The organism is Desulfoscipio sp. XC116 (assembly GCF_039851975.1).
GTDB lineage: Bacteria > Bacillota > Desulfotomaculia > Desulfotomaculales > Desulfallaceae > Sporotomaculum.
The window spans coordinates 2,878,450-2,896,769 of record NZ_CP156660.1; the positions used below are offsets into that span (position 1 = coordinate 2,878,450).

Consider the following 18,320-nt stretch of genomic DNA (forward strand, 5'->3'; position numbering starts at 1 on the left):
CGATATCGACAACCAGGAACTCGGAATGTTTTAAAATATCCCCCTTACTTGAACCTGCGGCGCTTGGCGTCCAACAAGCGGGAGGCTGTTTGCTCCGGTGACGCACCGGTTTGCTGCCCGGATTGCCCGGTCTGTTCGGGTTGTTTGGGTTGTCCGGTCCGCCCGTTCCGACCTGCCTGCCTGGCTGGCCCCGGTTGAGCATCTTTGCCGGAGTCATTTTCCCCAACCGCATCAACTGACCGGGTCACGCCACTGCCCGCGTCAGTGCCGGGAGGCACACTGCGATAGCGGCCGCGCAATTCTTGCATCCGCGACAAAGTGCCGCCGGGCCAGACCGGCGAGTCCGGCTGACCGGCACCGCGGTCCCGCCCCCGCAGCACACCCGGCAGTACATTTTGCCGCAGCCGCTCCCTAAACCGCCGCAATGCGGCGCGTTCCTCGGAACCCAGCACCAGCCGCCGCCCCGCCACATCAGCCAGCCACAGCAGCACAGCCAGGGTCAGCAGCCCGGTGCTTAAATCCCGGCGGGCCCGCACCGGGGGCAGGTTATTGGCAAAGGCCTGCTCCGGTTTTTCCAGCACAGCACCGCCCCCGGCCCGGGCAATAGCCCGCAGGGCTTCCATATCCACCCCGGTTTCCGCATATTCGGCGGGATACGCTACCACCACGCCGCTGCGGGCCAGTACCATAAACTGATCACCGCTTTCCCCGGCTCCATCCCCATTTCCGTCTCCCCGGCTTTCGCCGACCCGCCTGTTAGCGCCCTCTTCCTCACCCGCTCCGAAAACTGTGATCATATAAGCACCGGGCTGTTCTACCGGCTGCCTCGCCTTATAACGGCCGGGTCCGGCGGGTTCAAGCGGCACAGCGACTGTGCTGCCGTCGGGTGCAGTAACCCGCGTGCTCAGGCTGCGCACTTGCCGCCAATCCCCGGGATCCTCCACATCAATTTGCAGGGTTTGTCCCGCCGCTCCCCCGCCGGTCAACACTTCCGCCCGTATGTGCACAGACCCGTTATTCCCCGCCGGCAATATCCAGGACAGCACATTGCCCCAAAGACGCGGGAAAACATCCCCGGCGGCCCAGGACGCACTCCAGCGCCCGCCCGCATCGGGAGTCCAGGCTACGGTGCGGCCCAGCCCGTACTGCCAGGCCGCCAGCACCGGGTCACCCCGATGCGATACAAGTAAGGTATCCGCCAATTTTTTTGGTGTCGCGGTAATATACCCATCCAGCCCGGGCAGCTCTCCCAATCCCCGCAACAATACTCCGGAGGACGCCGCCAGGGGGTAGAATCTCTCGTTAACGGCAAAACTGCGGGTAGCCATAACCGTCTCCTTGGTAAAAATAGCCGGTATGCTATCCGCGTCCCCTGTTTGGTAAAAACGTCCCCGGCCCAATTCCGACAGCGCCTGGAGCATGCCCGCGTCGGCTTCGGCACCCACGGCCACCGTACTGAGCGTGATCCCCGCCGAGCACATGTCGGCAAGCAGCGCCTGGTAGTCACCTCCGCCGGCCGAAATACCGTCGGTAAGCAGTATAATATGCTTGACCTTGGTGGGCATATCCCGTAAAGCCTGGTAAGCCGCCATGAGCGGCGGGTATATTTCCGTGCCGCCATTAGCCTGAATGCCGCTGATTTGCCGGCGTAATTTATCTTTGTTATCCACCGGCCCCGGGGGCACCGCCCACCAGGGCAAGCTATCAAAAGCCAGTACGCCCGCCCGGTCGCGCTCGGTAAGCACTGACACGCTGCGGGCGGCAGCCTCCCGGGCCAGGCCGATCTTATCCGCTCCACCGGCAACCCCGGACATGCTGCCTGATTTATCAATCACCAGTATCAGGCCCAAGGACGGCTGTTCCCCCCGTCCCTGAATGTCCATGTCTACCGGCAGGGCTCGCTCCACCGGAGTGCCCGCGTAACCGCCCGGCCCAAAGCAATTGGGACCGCCAACCATAACCAGGCCGCCGCCCCCGTCCCGCACATAAGTTTCCAGTTCCCGCAGCGCTTTTTCACCCAATAGATAGGCGGGCACATTAACCAGGAAAACCGCCTGGTAACGAGCCCAAGCCGCAGCCCCACGGGGCGCTTCGCCCGGACCTGCCACGGTAACCTCCAACTCACCCGCAGCTTGCAGCGATTCCGTCAAACTGCGGGCCTCACCGGCAGAGGGTGCCAGAACCAGTACCCCGGGCGGGCCTGTCACTTCCTGAATGCCGCCGCCCTCATTGTTGGCGGTGAAAGCATCCGCTGCCCGATCCGCGGCCATTACCCGTACCCGATAGCGGTGCAGCCCGGCACCGCCCGCGGGAATAGACATGGCCAGCCGGTTTTCCCCCGCCCGCAATGATACTGTGCGGTCAGACAGTAATTCACCGTCCCGCTCAAGAAATAGTTGGGCAGCGGCGGATATATCCGAGTTAACAGTTAATTCAACCGTTGTACTTTGTCCCACCCGGGCCCGGGGCGCCACATACAAACGGTCAAGACGCACATCGGCGCCGGCTTCGGTACCTACGGGCGCCACATCCACCCGCACCCCGTCGGCGTGTAATTGCCGGGCCGCGGCTATCGCCCCGTTACCCGTATCCCGTCCGTCAGTCAATAGAACCACCCGCTGCCGCGCGTCGCGGGGCAGTATGGCCCGTGAAAAACGCAGCGCCTCACCAATGCGGCTGGCCTCCCCGCCCGGGTCGGTGCCCACATTGTGAAAGTCGGGCTGTTCTCCCGGCGGTTCCTCTACCAGGGCCCGCCGGCCAAACGTTACCACCCCCGCAGCAGTGCCGGGCGGCCGGGCCTCCAAAGATTCCCTAACCCAGCGTTCACCAGTGTTTATGGCGAACCCCACACTGTCCGACACATCCAAAGCCAGTACCACAGCCTGGCTGTCAATCACACTAACCAGGCCCGGACCGCTCAGCGCGGCCACCAACAGCACAATCAGTACCAGGCGAATATACAGGCGCCGACGCTCCCGGCGTACCCGCGCCGACGGACCGGACCCGCTCAGCCAGGGGAGCCGCAGGTACCAGGCCAACGCAACCAACCCGGGGAGCAGCAGCCACCACAGCGGATCTGTGAAACTAACGGCCACGACTGGCCACCCCCCATTCCACCATAATTATCAGCAATACCGATAGGGCCAGCCACCGGGCCAGCGGCAGCGCCCGCCCGGACGGACTGCCGGTCTGTTCGTCCCGGCCCGCCGCACCCGCTGTATCGCGCGGGTCAAGCACCCGCAAATCGGCCTCCAGCGCGCTGTAGGCGTTTACGGCTACTTCCCGCACCGTGCTGCCGCCCGCCCGATAACTGATCAACCGGTATAATCCAAGCCCGGTGGGCATCCAGGAGGCGGGCGGAAAAGGCGGCGCCAATTCTTGCGCCTCCCCCCCGGCATCTTCCAGCACAAGCCGGTGAGACAGCGGCGAAGGCATAATCTTTACCTCTTGTCCGGGGCGCACCAGCTTCGGCACCCCCAGACCGGGAGTCAGCAGCCAATCCATGGTATTTTGCAACAGCACGGGAAAAGCGGGGCGCAGAGGCAGATCAGAACGGTGCAGGTTCACCGACCATACCGCCAGGCGGCGCCCGTCCAACTCGGCATGTGCAAACAGCACCTGCCCACCCGATTTAATATCCGGCCGCCACCCCTCCCCGACACGCAAAACCCGGGCTTCCCGCACATTAATATCCGCCAAATCCACGTGAGCCAGCAGGGGACTGCCGGTAACCGGAGCCAGACTTATCAAATTATCGGCGGCGCCAACGCTAAGTCCCGGTACAGGTGAACCGGCCGGCGGATCCAGCAGCAATACCGCGCCCGGCGGCAGAGGACCGGCTACCCCGTCCAGCACAGTAATATCGTAAGGATAATCGCCGCGCAGCATTATCTCATAGCGGGCCGTATCGGCCAGATAGACCTCGGACCCGGGCAGCAAGGTTAACGCCCGCTCCATAAAAACGTTGCCATTGGTAACCAGCAAAATCTTCCGTTTCATTCTTTCCTCGGGCACCGCCCAGGCCTGATTGTCCAACTCCAGCAGATCCATACCGGGCGAGTCGGTTTTTAAGAGAGCCTGCACTGTGACATCCCGGGGCAAGTCGGCCCACAGCAAATAGCAGGTTTTTCCCGGATCCAAATGCCATTTTTGACTGCCCGCCGGGTAATTGCCTTTCATTAAAGAAACCAACCCGGATGCCGGGCGGGAACCGTGGTTCACCACCGCAACCTGGGCCGCCTGCCCGGAACCGGCGGAGCGCAGATTTATAGCCGCGATAGCCACACTGGCATCACCATCGCCTACCGGAATGAATTCATCGACCGGTATGGCATCATCTTCATCTGCCCGGTCATCCGGCAGGGCCAAGCCGCCATCGCTCACCAGCACCACCCGGGGATTGTCATATTGCCCGGCCAGCGCCCCGGCCAGCGAAAGAGCCGGGCCCGGATCACCCTCACAGGCCCCGGGTTTAACTTTATCCACCGCCCGGCGCACTTCTTCGACATCGTCACTGTCCCGCACCACTACCCCGGGCTGGCTGTCAAAGGCTATCACTGTAATGGTATCGTCTTTCCGCAACCCCGCAGCCAGTGCCAGCACTTCCTCCCGGGCCCGGTCGAACCGGGTCCCGCCGCCCAAGGCCGCCCCCATACTGGCGGAAGTGTCCAACAGTACAATGGTACTGCCGGAAGCGGTGGCTCCATGCCATACCGGCCCGGCTGCGGCCAGCACCAGCAAAGACGCAGCCAGCAGCTGCAACCATAAAAGCAGGCTGGATTGCAGGCGCTGCCAGGGGCGGCTGGCCTCCATCCCGAACGCCGCCGGTCGCCAGAGCAGCGTACTGGGCACCACGGTTTGCCTGCGCCGCGGTCGCAATATGTATAAAGCCAGTATAGCCGGCAAAGTAAGCGCCAGCCAGAATAACCAAGGATGATAGAAAGTCACCCGCTTACCACCCCCAAGGGGTCAGACTTAAACTTTCTTAAACTAACTATCATTTCTAATATATTGGTAATTGAATTTTTCTTGATTTCATTCGTTGGTGTCAGCTGCTACAGTTTTGTTATATTAATAAATCATTTGCCCAATACCTGTGCCATATAATTTGCGTTATGTATATCAGCTTAATACAGAAGCGTGCCGACTGTTCAGGCTCAGGCTCAAAATCAGGCTTAGGCTTCATGCTCATCATGCTCAAGCTCAAGCTCGAAGGCTTCCTTTACCAGGCTACTTTTTCAAAACACCCAACCCGGGTAGAGTATACAGCAAAATCTCCGCCGGAGGCCGGCCTGTGTTAATCAAGAGACGGCGGGCGCCCCAGCGGCGGCAGCTTTGGTCCAGGGTACCGCATAACTGTTCCAGGCGGTCGGCATAATCCCGCAGCACCCCGGGAGTAAGGGACACATCCACCCGGGCGCCTGTCTCCGCGTCAACCAGCGTCAATTCCCCATCCCCCTGCGGTTCCAGTTCATCCGGCGCCAAAGTGTGCAGCAGCGTCACTGCCATACCGTGCCCGGCAGCCAGGCGCAGCATTTCTTCCACACCAGCGGTATCCAATAAATCCGACAACACATACAGGCCGGTCGCGCCCGGCATGGCATTTATCCCGATCCGCAGGCAACCGGACAGGTCGGTAACACCGCCAAAGGATATTTCCCCCAGCCAATTCCACAAGCGGGGCAGTGATCGGCGTGCTGTCATAGGTGAACATACCCGGACATCCGCATCTGCACCGGCCGCCACGGACAGGCGATCATGGCCCGCCAGCGCGCAAGTACCCAGTCCGGCCGCCAAACATAGTGCGTGATGCCCTTTATGACTTTCACCCTCGCCCCAATCCATGGATGCACTGGTGTCGATTAAAAAAAGCAGCTGTTCCTGCCGTTCGTCCCGGAACTCCTTAACGTAAAGGCGCCCTAAGCGGGCATAAGCCTTCCAATCCACCCGCCGAGGCTCGTCACCTGCTGTGTATTCACGGTAATCGGCAAACTCCACCGATCCGCCTTTAGCAGTGGAGCGGCGCGCACCCACATATCCATCCGTTACCGGACGCTGCCGCACTAACCGATAGCCTTCTAAACGGCTGAGCAGCTGGGATTCCAATAAAAATTGTTTATTCACTTATATCACCCTGACTAAGTATGGCATAACTTGCCAACAAAAAATTCCACGTATGTCTACAGTCGTTAAATTGTGTTCAACTATAGGCGATAACGATACGATATCGCTTTGCCCCAAAAACTACTGACGGAGCCTTTTACTCTATCCTGAAAAAAATACTAACCGGAACATATTGTAAAAAACACTCAACAATATGCCTGTATATAAACCGGTAGGCTCTAAATAAGCCAATTTTTATCCTTCTGATGATGTCGCCACAGCGGCATGGAGGCCTGTTTTATTTTTAATAAAGATGACCGGCTCCTACCAACCGAATACCGTGCCCCGGCTCTAGATGGTATCCAGGTATATAAATACTAAAGTTAGTTTAAGATAGTTTAAGCCTGACCCCATCTATAAGCTGGTCGGGGGTTACTCCCTCAGCAACGGCCTCAAAGTTTAAGAATAAGCGGTGTCGTAAAGCGGCCGCAGCCACCTGCCGCACATCTTCATATCCCGCGCTGGGGCGTCCGGACCAGAGCGCGTGAGCCCGCGCGCCCAGCAGCAGAGCCTGCAGGCCCCGGGGCCCCGAACCGCACCGTACAAACCGGCGCACCTCGGCTGTGGCTTCAGGACTATCGGGGCGGGTAGCCATAACAAAACGCACGGCATATTCCATAATATCGCGCACCACTACCACCCGGCGCACTGTCTGCTGCCAGGCCGGCATTTCACCGGGCTCCAATACAACACCGATCCGGGGTTCCTCGACCCCGGTAGTCAGCTCACCGATAGCCAACAAATCCTCCGCCGATGGAAACTCCACCTGCACTTTAAACAAAAAGCGGTCCAGCTGAGCTTCAGGCAATGGATAAGTACCCTCCATTTCCAGCGGATTCTGAGTGGCCAGCACAAAGAAGGGCTCCGGCAACGGATAACCTGTGCCGCCTGCCGTTACGGTGCGTTCCTGCATAGCCTCCAGCAGCGCGCTCTGCGTTTTGGGTGTAGCCCGGTTAATCTCATCGGCCAGCAGAATATTGGCAAAAACAGGTCCGGGCGCGAAGCGGAAAGGCTCACCGGCGCTTTGCCCGTCATAAACCTGGGTGCCCGTAATATCAGCAGGCATCAGGTCCGGGGTAAACTGAATGCGCCGGAAGGTAAGCCCGGCTGCCTGGGCCACCGCCCGTACCAACGCGGTTTTGCCCAGTCCGGGCACTCCTTCCAGCAGCACATGTCCCCCGGCCAACATAGCCATAAGTACCTGCCGCACCACTCCGACCTGCCCCACAATAACCTTTCCAATGGCCTGCTCCAACTTTCGCAAGCGCACGGTTAACCCTTCCAGTGTCTGCTGTACATCAGCCGCCTGCTCTCCCGCAGGTGTTTCATTTACAGATACATGATCATTATGCATAAGCGACTTCTCCTCAACAGCAGCTAGCTTGCTGCCATCACTTTATTTAGAACTCATAATTTAAGCCATTTAATATATCTATTATTGTTTATCATTCCTCGCCCGCTTCACCCAGTACACTGAAATACTGCCAAACCAATTGTTCCATATCCGGAGGCAATGGCGCCCGGCTCAGGGAATCGTTGGCTTCGGCCATATACTGCCCGTATACCTCGTTATAGGGGCGCAGCGCCCCCAGAGTGGCAGGCGAGCTGTCAAGAGTAACTTCACTGCCTTGCTCACCCTGTTGAAGCCGACCGGATACCCGGCTCTGCTCGCCACCGCTGTCCGGCGGAAACGGTGTATAGACCATTTCCAGCCCACCGCCGCCAAGCCCGGCACCCGTACCGCCGCTGCCCCGGCCACCCGCGCCGGTACCGCTGCCGCCACTCGTACCTCTGCCGCCGGCGCCCCCATCAGCGTCGGAACCGCTGCCGTCGCCATCGTTCGGATTGCTGCCGGATCCGGTATTATCGCCAGTACCGGAATAATTGGCAGAACCGCCCGAACCCAAGACAGCGCCACCTCCGGCGGCGGAACCGCCGCCGACCGCACCGTCTCCGCCGGAGCCAGTACCTCCGGCACCACCGTACTGGCTGCCGATACTACTTCCGCTTCCATTTCCGCCGGCAGCCATTCCGTAAGCACCGTTTGGACCGCTCCCCGCAAGACCGTGGGCCAGCCCAGCCAGGCTGGTGGAGGCGCTGCCCAGGGCATTACCGGCAGCCGCCGTTTCGGCCAGGCTTGTCAACACTCCGGCCAGTGTGTCTATCTCCGCTGAGAACGGACCGTTTAAACCTGACTGTCCCATACCGCTTGCTTTGTCAGCACTGCCCGATGGCGTACCGGCCGCCCGGCTATCCCCGTCCGGCATAGCCCCGGCTGTGTCCCACAGCGCCCGGCGCAGCGAAGGATCTTGCACTGCACCCGCTGACTCGTACAGAGCGGCGGTCATTTTCTCCCTATCTTTCTCCCCGGCACTTGGTAAAGTTTCATTAAAAGCCTGCACCGCGCGATTAATTCCTTCCGCATCGCCCCTTTTTATGGCCGCGGCAAGATCCCGCCAGTGTTTTTCTTGCTGCTTACCCCAAATTTCCGTCAAACGCTCAATATCCCGTGCCGCCGCCGTACTTATAACACTGCGTGCCTCTTGCAAATCCCAACCGGCCCTTTCCAATTCATCGGCGGCCTGCCGCCGGTCGCTGGATTTCTTAATCTCCCGAGGCAATTCCGCAAGATTTTCCATTACTGTATCGGGCAATACATATTCCTCCCGGATTTTAAGGTCCTTAACCCTTTCCACCACCCGTCCGGCCTCTGCGGCAACCACAGCCAGCGCCTCCCGCTCGGTCTGTCTTTGCGCCCAATAAGATGCCAGCGGATTGGGAACCAGCTGCATAGCCAGTACAACCCCCGCCAGCAAAGCCACTCCCCGCCAGTTGGACCACCAGGGCTCCGCCGGGTAAAAGGAAGGCCAATCGCCGGCCATGGCAATACAGGCGGCTGTACCCTTTTCCGCCGCAACCAGGGACCAATTGTCCGCCGCGCCGGACTCCGATATCCTAAAAACGGTCACGGCGGCACCATCCAAAGCCAGCGAATCCGCCGTACGCACCACCGCCAGCGCGTCCGGGCGACAATGCAGCCGCATGGCCGCAATGACCAGTGCAGCCACACACCCGGCCAAAACGGCTGCTCCGAAGGGCAGAGCCGGGTATAACCACGATAGCGCCAGCACCACTCCGGCGGCCGCCAATCCCCAGAGCAGTATCAGACGTAAGCTTTCCAACCGGTAACGCATCACCACCAGACGTTCCAGCGGCAGCAAAGCCCCGGCCAGCGCAGGGTCGGGCCAGCGGGTTCGCTGTACGCCGGCCGGCTTGCCATTGTTTAGACCATGACGCGTAAGCGGCACCATCCCAGCCGGTTTTCCACTCCGCAAACCAGGCCTAACCCGTGAAAACACCGCAAACAAAGAGCGGATATCCACCCGCCGGGCCTTCCCTAAAGCTGATTTAACCCGAGAGAACGCCCGGAAAAGACCATAATAACGTTTAGTAGTTGCCCGGTCCTTCTTTTGGCTGCCCGAAAGCATTATCATCACCTCCTGGGAGTAAGATGCTACTGATAAGCACGCACAGATATATTAGCATATCTAAATAATACAGTTAGTTTAAGATAGTTTAAGCCTGACCCTGGCTATAAGCAGGCAGAGCAGTGCCAGGATCACCTGGTTTAAAGCGAAACGGGCCCAAAAGGGCCAGACAGTCACCCCCCGGGGTTTTGACTTTTCCCGGACGGTTGTACCGCTGCCGGAGGAGGTGTAATTTGTGGCATAACCCATTTTCATAGCGTATTCGCGTGCCGCCTGGGGCTGGAACTGGCGCATTAATTCATCCATAAGCGAACTAACCAGGGGAATACCCCGGCCGGGACTGATTTCTCCCGCGCCCGGCATAGCATCTGCCAGTGCCGCCAGAGGACTCATATAAACATACCAGGGCACCTGGGGCAACTGGTAATCCGCCGGCCCGTCAGCGTAATACGGGCCGTCATAATTGTTGCCGGCAGCTACGATACCGGCTACCAGAGGTGTGCCGAAAATAAGCGTAAATACCAGCACCAGTGATACTATGGTGGCGGCCTGGCTGCGCCGCAGCAGAGAAGACAGACACAAGCCCAGCGCACCGTAGCCAAGTCCGGTCAAAAAACAAATTAACACAGCCACCAGCAATATACCCGGCGGCACCCCGCCGAACAGATACACCACGGCCAGCAGGGGCAGGGCCGCCAGCACCAGAAAAAGTAAATAAGCCAGCGAGGCCAGCCACTTGCCCAGCACAATCCCGGTCAGGGATGCCTTGGTTACCAGCAGCAGATCATAAGTGCGCCGCTCCCGTTCGCCGCTGATAGCGCCGGCAGCCACGGCCGGAGCAATAAACGCCAGCAGCATCACCAGTCCAAACACCAGTATACTGTATAGGGAAAGGCCCACCTGGGGGGAAATATTACTGCTCCGATCCAAACTGAGCCAGAGAAAGGCCGCCGTGCCCATACTGAGCAAGCCCAAATATATGGAAAGCAAAACCGGGGACAGCCACCCCCTGGTGCGGGAACGCATTTCCTTGCCCAGCATGGGGGTTAATCCATTGCGCAGCCCGTCCCAATGTTTTTTCCAGCCATCCATCAGCCATTCACCTCCCGGGCCAATTGAATAAATGTATCTTCCAGGCTTTGCTCCGTTTGCGCGTAATGCACCACCGGCAATCCCGCACCGATAATCTCCTTGAGCAGCAACGCTACATCATCGGCAGCGCCGCTAAGCTGAAATTCCACCTGTTCCGGTAGGTTATTAATTATAGCCGCACCGGGCCAGCCTTTGATTATCTCCGCGGCCGCGTCTGCCGGGCCGTTGCTGCGCAGTATAAACCGGCGCAGCCGGTCGCCTGCCAGTAAATCATTCAGCGGCCCCTGCCGCAGCAAACGCCCCTCGCTGATCATTCCCACATAAGTGCATAAATCAGCCAGCTCGGTTAATATATGGCTGCTAATAATAATGGTCTTGCCCAGCCGGCACAGCTCCCGCAAAATTTCCCTCATTTCCACCCGGGCCACGGGGTCCAGCCCACTGGCCGGCTCATCCAAGAGCAACACCTGGGGATCATGGATCAGTGACCGGGCCAGACACAAGCGCTGCTGCATACCCCGGGACAGCGTATCGACAAAAACATCCCGTTTGTGCCCCAACTCCACCAGTTCCAACAAATCATCCCGCAGCTTTTGGGCAGTAACCCCGCGAATGCCATAGGCGGCGGCGTAAAACAGCAAATACTCTCCCACCCGCAAATCATCATAAACACCAAAGAAGTCGGGCATATAGCCTACCACTTCCCGAATGCCCCGGGGATCACGCAGCACATCCCGCCCGGCCACAGCGGCTTCCCCCGCATCGGGCCGCAAAAGACCGGCCAGTATGCGCAGGGTAGTGGTTTTACCCGCGCCGTTTTGGCCGATAAAGCCATATACAGCCCCCAGGGGCACTTCTAAATCCAATCCTTGCAAAGCTAAAGTCCGCCCGTATTTTTTAATCAATCCATTGGTTGAAATCATCTATTTCCACCCCCGTTAACCCCCTCATAAGCCACCGTGGGGGTCAGAAAATAAAAACCCGTACCCTTCTTGGGGTCGCCCCCCGTTATACGCAGCAACACTTCACCGCTCGAAGCGGCATAGTCACCGGTCAGGTTAAAAATACCGGAGCCCGACAAAGGCTGCCAAATATTTTTACCGGGGTGATATACCTCCAGCACTCCTTCCGGCACCGCACCCGGCCGAGCCGCCGGGGAACTCAACCCTTTGCCGTTACCCCCGGCGGCAAAATAGTCGAATTGAACCCCAATTTTATTTAAACTTGCGTCTGCGGGCAAGCGAGGCTTAAACCCCAGGGTAATGGAACCGCCCTCCATAATCCTCAAATTATCATGGCCAGACATGCCCCGTATTTGGGATTCCACCACCTCCGGCACCACCATCCCGGCCGGGATGGCAAACGATCCCGCCGGCAGTTTGATTTCCGGCTCCAGTACAAGCACGGTTAAATAATGCGGCGGGCGGAAAAGTTCTTTAACCCCCAGATCGCCCCCCGGGCTGTCGCTCCAGGCCAGCACGGTCAGCGGCCAACCGGTTTCCACCGGGCCGCGGTGCAGAATGCCATCCCTACAATTATCCAGTAAGTTAGCCCACCGCTGTTCCGACACATCCAGCCGGCGATTAACCGAAGGCTCCGCGGACATGCCCTGTTTGGAGGCAACCGGCGGCCCGTCCGGATACATAAATACCTGCCAGGAAGACGGGCATTCAAAATCCGGGCAGGACTGACCGCCGGCATTATACCGGGGCACGCCGACTTCTATTTCCATTGTCGCCGAACCACCCGGAGGCAGATCTCCCGCTACTTTATATCGAGAACCCAAAAACATCACCACGTGGTCCAACTGCATATTAGTTTTATTGTACACCCGGCCGGTTATCTTATTCCCCTGCACATTTACAACCGCAGTCACATCGCGCATTATCTCAGCCAAATCATTATTTTGAAAGGCAAAAGCGCGCGTATGCCACTGAGAAGTATCATTAAAATGCACCGACAGATCAGATCCTCTAATTACCGAATAAACAGGATTATCCTTTTCGCCCATGTATTCGGGGGAACGTCCGCCCTGAGGCAACACCTGCACTGCCCGATCCGGTTCTTCCAGCGTAGCGGTAAAATTCGCAAGGGTGGGCGCAAAACATCCCACAGCTGTATAGCCCGTTAGCTGACCGTTTTGCCGATTGTCCACCACTTGCACAACATTAACCAGCACATTACCGCCGGTTCTGAGCATATAAAGATAAACCGCGCCGGTAAACAAAACGGCCAACAGCGGCACTGCAAGCCAGGTATATTCCGGGCGTCCGTAACGGCGCAGCAGCCAGTAAACACCCGGCCCGGCTGCCGCTATAAAGACCAGCAGGAAAAGACCCACCGAGTGCCAGCCCGGGTAAACTGAAGCAGGTAAATTATCGGTCAAATGCATTAAATTACCCAACCGGTTTTCGCTGTAGTTGGCATCATAATTCCGCTGCTCCATGCTCGACATCGTTAAGAACTTCTTCCACAGGCCTTCCCCCAAAACCCCGGACTGCCAGGGAATCTGAGAAGGGCTAAAACCCAGCACAACTATTTGCCCGTACCCTACGCTAAAACTTTCCCCCAGAGCAAGTCCCGCCGGACCCCAGGACTTCCCGTCACCGGACAGGCGGGCCAGCGGCGCGGCAGCGGATGGGCCGGCAGTTACATTCAGCCAATCGGCCGCCGGGCCCCATGCTTTTTGCTGTCCTATTTGCTCCACATGCACTGCAACAGCACCGGCTGGCAGCGCAGATAGGGCGTCTTCAATTTCCAGCCCCCCGCTCACCGCCAGTATACCGCCACCTTTAACCCATTCATTGAGTACCTGGCGCTGTTCACTGTTTAATTCGACTGCTCCCCCGCCCGTTACCAGTATGGTGCTAAACGCGTTAAGTTCTCCCACCCGGCGGGGAAACAATTCACCGGTAAGCTGCAACACCAGCGGTATCCGGGGCGCCCCGTCGGGCATAATAAGACGCGCTCTTTCCAGGGCCGGAGGAATATCACCCAGTACTCCGATGGCACCGGGCAGTGGCCCGCTAACATTAGTCTTGGGCACTTTGGCAGTAATCCTGGCCAGTTCCTTATCGCCCGTTTGCCATACAAAATCGACCCGTTCACCGGACTCGTTCATGGGAAACCAGAGCGTCACTTTTTTTGTCCCGCCGGCAGGCAGCGAAATTTTTTCACCAAACGCAGCAGCGGGGAAATAACTGGTCACCGGCTGGGTACCGGACGGCGATCCGGGCGGGGGCGCATGCATAGACTTGTTATAATTGATAACCTGCAGCACTCCGGCCAGATCATGATCTCCGGTGTTTTCCACCTTCACCACGGCGGGTATGTACCGCCCCGGCACTCCTTTCCCCTGCCAGCCAATTTCAGCTTTCAGCTGCACGGGTTTGTCCGGCGCAGCGCCGGCGGCACCCGGCGGAATCAGTAATAAACATGTTAAAGCAACCACCAGCGCCATGGCCGGCCGTCTACCGACGATCTTTTTAAATACAGTTGCATGTGAAGGAAAGAAACTATCCCTTGACCTGCCTATTCCACCGTTATTGTTTAAAAGTACCGCGGGTTGTTTCGACCACCGTTTCGACCACCAGCCCCGGCGCCGGGCCCGCTCCGGCGCTCCGATGCTGCCAAACAGGCCGGCAAGCCGGTTTAGCAACCAATCAGCATATCCAGGCAATCACGAACACCTCCAAGCTAAAATGTCCTATATAAATATACTTGACGTATTCATTTTGGTTTATGTTCCCAATTATCGTGCGACGAAAACAATATTTTGCATATTTTACTATTAACGAAACAACTTGCAATATTAAATTTAACATTAAATATGTTGGTATATTTATAGATAAAGCATATAATATTATTAAACGAATCCTTGGATAGATAATTGTAAAAAAGAAAAGGGCTTGATAATATGCGGGAAAAAATATCTCTAAGTAAATTCATGAATTCTCTGGTGCCGATATCCCGATTTAATAAAGGTGAAGCTAATAAAATCTTCGACGAGGTCAAGGAAACCGGGTTTAAAATAGTATTGAAAAACAACATACCAACAGGTGTCCTTTTAACGCCTGAGGTTTACGAACAAATGATTGAGATCATAGAGGAATACTCCTTGTTTCTGGAAGCCGAAAAACGTATGGAAAACGCCAAATCTGAAGATTTTATTCCCCAAGATAAAGTATTGTCCGAGCTTGGTATAAATAAAGCAGACTTGGATAATACCAATGTTGAGCTTGAGTAGCAAATGTGGCAAGTAGAGTATATTAAAGAAGCAGTAGAGGATTTAAAACGACTTGATTACAGTCAACGCTTACTTGTACTCAAAGCGATTGATAAAGTATCAAACAATCCTTTGCCACAGACAGAAGGCGGATATGGCAAACCCCTTGGCAATAGGAACAACACAAGACTAGCCAGGCACCTTAAAATAAAGCTGAAAAAGCCCGGCTTGCGAGTGGTGTACAAACTGGTAAGGGAAAATGAAGTAATGAGGATAGTTGTAATATCTGTAAGAGCGGATAATGAGGCTTACTTGATAGCGCGCAGAAGAACAAGAACGGATAAATGATAATGATTACCCTACTACAGAAGAATATCTATACAAAGAGACGGTCTGCAGGGTTGCAGACCGCCTCTTTATTAACGGCACAGCGCCTAAGAGCAATATCTAAAGCCCCGGGCATTTAATACCCAGCCAAACCAGCCGGCACGCTTATCAGCACCCGGCCCCGCCGGTTTGTTCCAGCACCGCGGCACAGCGGGGGCAGGTTTCGGGATGAGCGGCGTTTTGCCCCACATCCTCGTGGTACATCCAGCAGCGGGAGCATTTGACACCGGCGGCCCGGGATACGCCTACAGCCAGGCCGGGCATATCGTCAACCTCCATGGCGGCGGCGGTTTTTTCAGGCAACGCATGCATGGTGACCCCGGACACGATGAACAGTACGGCCAGATCCCGGTAGTACGGTTTAATCAACTCAGTAATTTTTTCATCAGCGTACAGATGCACCCTGGCCTCCAGAGAATTGCCGATGACCTTTTCCTGGCGGGCCTTTTCCAGCGCCCGGGTTACCAGGCCGCGGATTTTCATCAGCTGCCCCCATTTTTCTTCCAGAGCCGCATCCACATACCGGTCATCCGGCTCGGGCATATCGGTAAGCTGGACACTTGCCGGCGCGTCCGCCGCTTTAGGCACGTAACGCCACATTTCCTCGGTAGTGAAAGCCAATATGGGAGCCAGTAAGCGCACCAGCGCGTGCAATGACTGGTACATCACCGTTTGAGCCGAGCGGCGCGGCTCCGAATCCGCTTTCTCACAATATAGCCGGTCCTTAATAATATCCAAGTATTGGTTGCTCATATCCACCGTGCAAAAATGGTGGATGGCGTGGTAAACCACGTGGAATTCGTAATCGCGATACGCCTCTAGCACCCGCTCGATCAAACGGTGCAGTTTCAACATGGCGTAGCGATCCAGCTCGGTCATTTTTTCATACGGCACGCAGTCTTGTTCGGGCTTAAAGTCATAAAGGTTACCCAGCATAAACCGGCAGGTGTTCCTTATTTTACGGTAAGCCTCGGTTAATTGTTTGAGGATATTTTGCGACACCGCCAGATCGCCCCGGTAATCCGCCGAAGACACCCACAGGCGCAAAATATCGGCGCCCATTTGTTTGATTACCTTTAACGGGTCTACCACGTTGCCCAGTGATTTGCTCATTTTGCGCCCGTTTTCATCCACTAAAAAGCCGTGGGTAAGCACCGCCCGGTAGGGGGCCCGCCCCGTTACCGCCACCGATGTGCTTAATGAAGAGTTAAACCAGCCGCGGTGCTGATCGCTGCCCTCCAGGTATAAATCCGCCGGCCAGGTGAGATCGGGCCAAATGTTTGGTTCATCCAGCACCGCCAGGTGACTGGAGCCGCTATCGAACCACACATCCATAATATCGGTTTCCTTGGTAAACTCCTTGGCCCCGCAAACAGGGCAGGTCAGTCCCGGCGGCACCAGTTCGGCCGCCTCCCGGGCAAACCAGACGTCCGAGCCGTGTTCCCGGAACAGCTTTTGTAAATTACTGATGGTTTCGTCATTTACAATTTCCTTGTTGCAGGACTTGCAATAAAATATGGGAATGGGCACTCCCCAGGTCCTCTGGCGGGAAATACACCAGTCGCCCCGGTTGGCCACCATGTTATGGATTCTGTCCCGGCCCCAGGCGGGTATCCAGCGCACTTTGTCTATCTCATCCAGAGCCGTCCGGCGAAAGCCGTCAATGGAAGCAAACCACTGCTCGGTGGCCCGGAAAAATACCGGTTTTTTACAGCGCCAGCAGTGCGGATACTGGTGGCTGATTTTATCGGACTTGATTAATGCGCCTGTCTCTCGCAGAGTATCCAGTACGCCGGCGTTGGCTTCATGGTATAACTGCCCGGCAAATTGACCGGCCTCATCGGTGAACCGGCCCCGGCCGTCCACAGGTGAAAAGATGGGCAGATTATACTTTAGACCTACCAGATAGTCTTCGTGACCATGCCCCGGCGCAGTGTGTACGCAGCCCGTACCGGCCTCCAGGGTAACATGGTCACCCAGAATAAGCACCGAGTCACGGTCTAAAAAAGGATGGCCGCACACAATGCCTTCCAATTGATTACCCTTGTACCGGCCAATAATACCGCCTTCGGACAGGCCGGTTTCCCGCAAAAACGCCGCCTTAAGCTCTTGGGCTACGAGCAATTTTTGACCGTCTGCTTCCATAAGCAGGTAATCAAATTCCGGGTGCAAAGTAATAGCCATATTGGCAATCAATGTCCAGGGGGTAGTGGTCCAGATGACCACGTAGGTATTTTCCTCCGGTAAAATCCCCTTGCCGTCCCGCACCGGAAATTTAACATAAATGGAGGGAGATTTTTTATCGGCATATTCCACCTCAGCCTCGGCCAGAGCGGTTTCACAAGCGGCGCACCAGTACACCGGCTTTAATCCTTTATAAATATAGCCCCGCTTGGCCATTTCGCCAAACACGCCGATTTGCCGCGCCTCGAAGTGGGGCATCAAGGTCACGTACGGATGCTCCCAATCCCCCCGCACACCCAGACGCTTGAATTCCTCCCGCTGGATATCCACGAATTTTAAAGCATATTCCCTGCACTTTTGGCGGAACTCCACTGTATCCACAGCATGGCGGTTAAGGCCCAGGTTTTTGATAGCCTGCTGCTCAATAGGCAGACCGTGGGTATCCCAGCCCGGCACATAGGGGGCATCGTAGCCCGCCATGGAGTGAAACTTAACCACAATATCCTTGAGCACTTTGTTCAGCGTGTGCCCCAGGTGAATGTGACCGTTGGCGTAGGGAGGACCGTCATGCAGTATAAACTTGGGTTTGCCGCTGTTATGCCGCCGTACCTGGCGGTAAATATCGTCTTGTTCCCAGAACTGCATAATTTCCGGCTCCCGCTGGGGCAGGTTCCCCCGCATGGGAAAGTCGGTTTTAGGTAAATTAAGTGTTTTTCCGTAATCCATAATGACACCTCAATCATATGATTTGGCCAATAAAAAACCGCCCCGCTAAAGGGACG

General features: G+C 56.7%; 11 protein-coding genes and 1 other annotated feature (1 of these 12 running past the window's edge). Of the genes, 2 read left to right on the forward strand and 9 right to left on the reverse strand.

Translation table 11 applies throughout. From position 1 onward, the window contains the following. Nucleotides 1–44 precede the first annotated feature (44 nt). The 8 genes from ABDB91_RS13815 to ABDB91_RS13850 form a co-directional block, all read right to left on the reverse strand. Nucleotides 45–3,095, reverse strand: a complete 3,051-nt coding sequence (locus tag ABDB91_RS13815; RefSeq protein WP_347488287.1) for a VWA domain-containing protein — start codon at nt 3,093–3,095, stop codon at nt 45–47. Beyond that, nucleotides 3,085–4,947 (reverse strand): BatA and WFA domain-containing protein, encoded by a 1,863-nt coding sequence (locus ABDB91_RS13820; RefSeq protein WP_347488288.1) that lies wholly within the window; start codon nt 4,945–4,947, stop codon nt 3,085–3,087. Before ABDB91_RS13820 ends, ABDB91_RS13815 begins: the two co-directional genes overlap by 11 nt. Before the next feature lie 282 nt (nt 4,948–5,229). After that, nucleotides 5,230–6,123, reverse strand: coding sequence for a DUF58 domain-containing protein (locus ABDB91_RS13825; RefSeq protein ID WP_347488289.1), 894 nt, complete (start codon nt 6,121–6,123; stop codon nt 5,230–5,232). Between the two features lie 367 nt (nt 6,124–6,490). Next, nucleotides 6,491–7,516 (reverse strand): AAA family ATPase, encoded by a 1,026-nt coding sequence (locus tag ABDB91_RS13830; RefSeq protein ID WP_347488290.1) that lies wholly within the window; start codon nt 7,514–7,516, stop codon nt 6,491–6,493. 91 nt (nt 7,517–7,607) lie between these two features. After that, a complete protein-coding gene (locus ABDB91_RS13835; RefSeq protein ID WP_347488291.1) occupies nt 7,608–9,650 on the reverse strand; it encodes a hypothetical protein in 2,043 nt (680 codons plus the stop codon). A gap of 78 nt (nt 9,651–9,728) precedes the next feature. Next, nucleotides 9,729–10,742, reverse strand: coding sequence for an ABC transporter permease (locus tag ABDB91_RS13840; RefSeq protein WP_347488292.1), 1,014 nt, complete (start codon nt 10,740–10,742; stop codon nt 9,729–9,731). Further along, on the reverse strand, nt 10,742–11,665 hold the full coding sequence (locus tag ABDB91_RS13845) for an ABC transporter ATP-binding protein (protein ID WP_347488293.1): 924 nt from the start codon (nt 11,663–11,665) through the stop codon (nt 10,742–10,744). Before ABDB91_RS13845 ends, ABDB91_RS13840 begins: the two co-directional genes overlap by 1 nt. Next, complete coding sequence (locus tag ABDB91_RS13850; protein WP_347488294.1) at nt 11,662–14,421, reverse strand: hypothetical protein; 2,760 nt, start codon at nt 14,419–14,421, stop codon at nt 11,662–11,664. The genes ABDB91_RS13845 and ABDB91_RS13850 overlap by 4 nt, the downstream gene beginning before the upstream one ends. 237 nt (nt 14,422–14,658) lie before the next feature. Here ABDB91_RS13850 and ABDB91_RS13855 point away from each other — a divergent pair, with 237 nt between their 5' ends. Both ABDB91_RS13855 and ABDB91_RS13860 read left to right on the forward strand, forming a co-directional pair. Continuing rightward, a complete protein-coding gene (locus tag ABDB91_RS13855) occupies nt 14,659–14,988 on the forward strand; it encodes a type II toxin-antitoxin system Phd/YefM family antitoxin (protein WP_347488295.1) in 330 nt (109 codons plus the stop codon). 3 nt (nt 14,989–14,991) lie between these two features. Next, the gene (locus ABDB91_RS13860) at nt 14,992–15,315 is read left to right on the forward strand and encodes a type II toxin-antitoxin system RelE/ParE family toxin (protein ID WP_347488296.1); all 324 of its coding nucleotides are present in this window, start codon (nt 14,992–14,994) and stop codon (nt 15,313–15,315) included. Between the two features lie 147 nt (nt 15,316–15,462). On the opposite strand, the gene ileS is transcribed toward ABDB91_RS13860, so the two are convergent. Further along, entirely contained in the window at nt 15,463–18,264 is a 2,802-nt protein-coding gene (ileS, locus tag ABDB91_RS13865; protein ID WP_347488297.1) for an isoleucine--tRNA ligase, read from the reverse strand. Between the two features lie 46 nt (nt 18,265–18,310). After that, nucleotides 18,311–18,320: a binding site (T-box leader), on the reverse strand; it runs 244 nt beyond the window's last position.

Coding starts and splice junctions, on each gene's coding strand:
- ABDB91_RS13835 (WP_347488291.1), bottom strand. CDS start 9,650: ATGCTTTCGGGCAGCCAAAAGAAGGACCGGGCAACTACTAAACGTTAT.
- ABDB91_RS13860 (WP_347488296.1), top strand. CDS start 14,992: ATGTGGCAAGTAGAGTATATTAAAGAAGCAGTAGAGGATTTAAAACGA.
- ABDB91_RS13830 (WP_347488290.1), bottom strand. CDS start 7,516: ATGCATAATGATCATGTATCTGTAAATGAAACACCTGCGGGAGAGCAG.
- ABDB91_RS13855 (WP_347488295.1), top strand. CDS start 14,659: ATGCGGGAAAAAATATCTCTAAGTAAATTCATGAATTCTCTGGTGCCG.
- ileS (WP_347488297.1), bottom strand. CDS start 18,264: ATGGATTACGGAAAAACACTTAATTTACCTAAAACCGACTTTCCCATG.
- ABDB91_RS13845 (WP_347488293.1), bottom strand. CDS start 11,665: ATGATTTCAACCAATGGATTGATTAAAAAATACGGGCGGACTTTAGCT.
- ABDB91_RS13840 (WP_347488292.1), bottom strand. CDS start 10,742: ATGGATGGCTGGAAAAAACATTGGGACGGGCTGCGCAATGGATTAACC.